We start from the raw sequence: 4,901 nt of genomic DNA, 5'->3' as shown, positions 1-4,901 counted from the left end.
TTTTCCAGGTTGTCCGTTTCCTTGGTTCAAGTTCGCATCACGTCCTAGTTCAACTACCACACAACGTGTCCATTTGGACTTGTCGGATGTGATTACGATATCCACACTTGGTAAGTATTTAATCGATGCATTCAAACGTGCCAATGCAGGTGCATAAGCTGTCGGATAAGCCAACGGCATGAAATCTGCCTGGTAACCTGTCAGTTTGTGCGGACCAATTCCTCCTCCAAGAAGTTTGTTGTACTTCTCTTTCGGATCACGACCAACCTCGTCTTTATAATTACAAGGGTTCAAATAAGCTGGACCTGCCCAAACATCACACTCCGTTGCCTGATCCGGATTATAAGTCCCTGTTCTTATCCAGTTCTTCGGTGATAACGAGGCATCATCCTCAACGAAATTCAACCACTGTTTGGTAGAATCCGAGTACGAAATACTCGACGATAAAGGATCTGTATATAAACCAACTGATGATGATATTGAACCAGGAAAATAATACTTCTCCTGAACAATCTCGATCGAAACTCCCCACTTAGGAACCATGATCACCTGTTCATTGCGCTGATTAATCGTAGAGGTGGACGTCACTTCATCAATGAGATTCCCATCCTTTGCATCGTAATGATAAACTGTCCAACTGGCGGTATCGATTCCTTTGATCTCTGTTGCCGCATTTCCGTTTCCGGATGGTCCGACATAATCGTGGAATTTACATTCAAAATAACCTCCTACCACATTCAATGGGTCAATCACTTTCACGTTGATCGGTCCGCCATTGTAGTCGTATTCCAATTCACCTTTGAATCCGTTGGCAACAATCGCATTCTCTGATGCGGCAGTCAATTGCAATTCTCTTCCTCCGTTTCCTGTTCCATCCCATCGTGTGATTCGTGGAGTCTGTCCGTAAACAGAGTTTGCAATCGATCCACCCAATTCCGGTGAAATGTTGTGAGGAATCGCAGGAATCCCTTCCAAAGGTGTTCCATCTGCATTAATACGTGAACGCAAATACGGTTTTTTCTGACCATCGAGGAATTGTGGATCACTTGGGTCATATGGTTTATAGCTATTGTAACCATAAGCAACTGCCAGGTAATAATAAGTCTTGAAGTTCACCAACTTACGATCTCCAGCCGCAAATAAATCTTCTGTTACCCTAAACGTATGCTTAATCCCTAAATCAGACCCTTTCACTTTCTCTACCGGGAAAGAATAGCCATCCAACTCTTCGTCACGTTCAAAATTGATCAAACGCTTCACACCATTTTTAACGTCACATTGTGCTACCAAACGAGCTACAGTCTGATCATCCAAATCTGTTACACCAACCTGCGGATTTTTCAACTGATAAATCTGATATCCCTCAAAGCGATAGTTTTTATCAAAGATGATTGGATCACCATTCGGCAAAGTATCACCTGCTCCATTCGGATCAACAATTCCAACGATATCGTCCTGGATGTATTTTTCCTTGTAGTTATTCGAGTTAACAGGGTTGTCCAACATGATGATCAGCTCATTCCCCATTTCCTGAATTGTCATTACCGGAGCATTTGGCGGCTCCAAAATTCGGAAACAGTTATCAAACAATGCTTGCGCTTTTGTATCCGCAGTTTTCAAGGCATCTACAGAAGAGAAAATTTGTCCTTCGTAACTTCGTGCATAAACGATCCCAACCGTAATGTTGTTCACCGCTCCAGGACGTAATGTAAATGGTCCTGCAGACTGAACGAAACGACGGTCACCTGATGGATTGGATGTAGATCCTGATCCACATGGCTCAAATTCCGACCAATCAAATCCCGGGTCAACTCCTTCTGTCCCCCAATCCAATGAATCTGAATTTGCGGGGAACATGTAATTAGTAGGAATATTGGTTACGCAAGGCGCTCCAGGAAATCCTGTACCACCATAATACAACTGGTCTCCAAATCTCCACAATCCCTGCATGTAGTTATAGAACTGGGAAGATGATGTCGGGTCTGATTGATTTTCAGCTCCTCCACCAGTGTAAATAGTGAAATTACGCATCCCATAACGCTCATTATCACTGATTGTATCTCCGTAACCAATACCCAATCCTTTGTAAACGATTCCTTTGTTTGCAATAGCATCCTGAACCGTTGGGATTACCCATTGTTTCGTAATTGAATCAAAAACAGGTCCCGGATTATCCATCCCATCAATATCCTGATACGGACCTTCGAAAAAATCAACTCCGATTGCCGGTGGGTTTGTACCAAATCCTGGTCGTCCGGAGTTCGGTTCATCATTCAAATCCCCGTTATACATGTAACTCAATCCACGTGTCACATCACATCCTGCGTAATCATCATTGTAGTTTCCTAAATCCGCATCAATGTATTGTGAGAAATAAGTGTTATACAAGGTCTGATTCCCACGATTGATCAACTCGTAGTTATAGAACGTCATTTTATTGATCTCATCATCCGTTGCAAAAGCAAAAGCCTGAGCATGGATTTCCATACTAATCGGATCACCTTGTGATTCGGTGTGAATGTTACCTTTATCGTTGAATACCCACCAGTGAGTCTCATCTCCAAATAAACTCACACGTCTGTCTTTTCCACACTGAATGTCATTGCGACCTAAGATATCATCATACCAAGGGTAATCTCCATCCTCCGGTTCATAAAACATATCATTGTCATTGTCATAGAATGGGGCCAGGAACTGGTCTTGTCCGCGACCGATATCTCCGTTACCTGGCCAGGCATTGATCTGAGCCATCGTCTCGTTTGTTGGAGGAGGACAATCCCCTGTTGTACATTCATTGTACGTTACAAATAGTATAACTCCGGCTTTTGTAATCGTAAAAATGTTATCGTATAACAAACACTGATCCGGATCGATGGTAGCTGCTCCATAATCGCGTTTTGCATTATCTCCCTGGACAACAGACGGATCATAGTTTCCCGATCCCAAATCAACACTTAAAGGTCCTGGCCAAAAGTCATTCCCTTCACGGAATTTAACTGCAGCTATTTTTAGCAAGCCATTTGTATCCACGCCTCCCATCCACAATGCTCCGGCGTAAATAGTTGTAACAACCGTTTCATTTCCTTTTTTCTTTGGAACCGTATAAGTTGCCAGTCCGTTTGCGCGATCCAGGAATAACAATCCCCCTGTTTCTAACTGACAACTAACATCATTGAAGGACATGGTTTTACGGTAATTCGCAGGCGCACAATTGGCAGCCTTTGTTGTTACTGTGGGTTTCGGCTTATTCCCAGCCGACTTCCCTTTCCCGAAATCGTGATCGTAAGCGCTGGCATGACCAACAAAACACATCATAACCGAGAGCGATAAGTAGTTAAATATTCGTTTCATAATTCCTTTTTTAGAATCAAACTTGCTTCCTACTAATGACAGTCCCCGGTATACTGATCTTGAGTTGGTAGTTTCCTGTTTGGATTAAAAATAAGAACGTTCGGTTTTAAAAAAGGGTTGGTGAATGATGGCTAAATAAAGGTTAAAAGTGACTAATAGTGAGAGATTTCGAAAATGTTATTCAAAAAAAAGTCCCCCGAAATTTCGGGGGACTTTCAAAACTATTCATGCTTTCTATTTCAGAAAGTCTAAAGCTTTATTATTTAATACTGATTGTAGCACCAAATGTATGGATGATTCCAAATTGACCTGCCATTCTCATTGCATATTCCAATCCCAATGCAGATTTCTTTTTACCAACTAAAGCGTCAGCAGAGAAACCAGCAGTAAAACCAGTTAGTGCATTAGAACGGTTTTCTGTTTTGAAAATACCCTTCTCAAGGACGTAACCTGCACGAAGATTAAACGCTGCTTTACTAATTGTCAAACCATAATCCAAACCGATACGGTATTGGTCTTTCTGGAAAGAGTTTGCAGTAAATGCAAGAGCAACAATCAATTTATTCTTTTCATTGAAGTTAAAGTCATAAGACCCACCAATATTCAATAAAGAAGGCAATTCGAAAGTTGCGGAACGTTGCTCCAAAGTTGCAAGATTACCACTTTCCAAGTAATTAACCTGGTCTGATAATCCATCTCCTTTGTATTTCATTACCGGTCCTACGTTTTTAAGGGCAATACCAAACTTTATTTGATCTTGCTCACCCGTAACGTAACGAATACCTGCATCAAATGCAATACCATTCGCTTTCAAGTTAGAAATACTCTCAGAGATTACTTTGAAGTTTACACCTCCATAAATACTCGATGAAAAGCTGTGTGCAAAACCAACGTTAAACACATTCATACGGGGAGAAAAAGTTCCCTGAGTTGGCTCCGGTAAGTCTACTGATGTTTTATCAATATCTCCAAAGTTCATAGATTGAACAGAAACTGCAATCACTGTTGAAGGAGTAATACGTTGTGCGATACCCGCTGAGTTCAAAGCAATTCCAGCACTCCCCATCCAGTTTGTACGGTTAAACTTGATCTGCGTCTTATCTGTAAAAGCTAACCCGGCAATATTCGTGAATGTAGCCTCCAAACCATTGACATGGGATACACCTGCATCTCCAATACCAATACTTCTAGCCCATGGATTCACCAATAATTGTGTAGCACCTGCAGAACCAACACGATCTTCGTTTCCAGCGAATACACTGGAGTAGCTCATCACTACCCCAGCAATCGCTGTATATTTCATTATTTTATTAATCGATTTCATACGTTTTGCTTAACAGAATGAATTAAATTGTTTCAAGATCGACTTGGCGCATTCCTCCGAAGAACTTCACAATACGCTCTCCAACTCCAGGAACTTCCACATGGATCAAATAAACACCACTTGCAATCGGAACCCCAATCGTGTTCTTCAAATCCCAATCGATGTAAGTAACCTGATTGTCTTTCTTGAACTGACGAATCATTTTACCACTTACGTTGTAGATTGT

At 41.6% G+C, this 4,901-nt stretch carries 3 protein-coding genes; all 3 read right to left on the bottom strand.

What is annotated here, in order from left to right:
* Positions 1–3,351: T9SS C-terminal target domain-containing protein (locus AAG807_RS21025; RefSeq protein ID WP_341908471.1), on the bottom strand; the 3,351-nt coding region annotated here is incomplete at its 3' end.
* Between the two features lie 259 nt (positions 3,352–3,610).
* Positions 3,611–4,654, bottom strand: a complete 1,044-nt coding sequence (locus AAG807_RS21020) for a PorV/PorQ family protein (protein WP_341908469.1) — start codon at positions 4,652–4,654, stop codon at positions 3,611–3,613.
* A gap of 43 nt (positions 4,655–4,697) precedes the next feature.
* The coding region (locus AAG807_RS21015; protein WP_341907456.1) for a T9SS type A sorting domain-containing protein at positions 4,698–4,901 on the bottom strand (204 nt) is incomplete at its 5' end.

It is taken from the genome of Fluviicola taffensis DSM 16823 (assembly GCF_943372375.1).
Classification (GTDB): Bacteria; Bacteroidota; Bacteroidia; order Flavobacteriales_D; family Crocinitomicaceae; genus Fluviicola; species Fluviicola taffensis_A.
This window is presented reverse-complemented; position numbering and strand designations above follow the sequence as displayed.